This is a genomic window from Limosilactobacillus galli, from assembly GCF_947381495.1.
GTDB classification, from domain to species: domain Bacteria; phylum Bacillota; class Bacilli; order Lactobacillales; family Lactobacillaceae; genus Limosilactobacillus; species Limosilactobacillus galli.
Map to the genome: position 1 here is coordinate 1 of NZ_CANCWK010000154.1, position 216 is coordinate 216.

At 36.1% G+C, this 216-nt stretch carries 1 protein-coding gene; it reads right to left on the bottom strand.

Annotation, left to right across the window (positions count from 1 at the left end; translation table 11 throughout):
- Positions 1-216, bottom strand: a 216-nt coding sequence (locus QOS10_RS09690) for an IS3 family transposase (protein ID WP_283595221.1), incomplete at both ends; no start/stop codon positions are given.

The following is a 216-nucleotide window of genomic DNA, read 5'->3' on the forward strand; positions in this document are numbered from 1 at the left end:
TGCGCTTTGATCAAATTGTCGTTTAAGAATGTTTTCAGCTTCATAAGTTTGTTGAGCCTGAATACGCTTATGTTTGGGCTGACGATAGTCAGCTTTAATACCATGCTTTCGCATGATACGAATAATCCGTTTCTTGTTTACCTTATAGGGAACTTGCTGACTCAAATTAATTAACCTGGTCATTTTGTCATAACCAACACTTTGTTTGTGTTCATT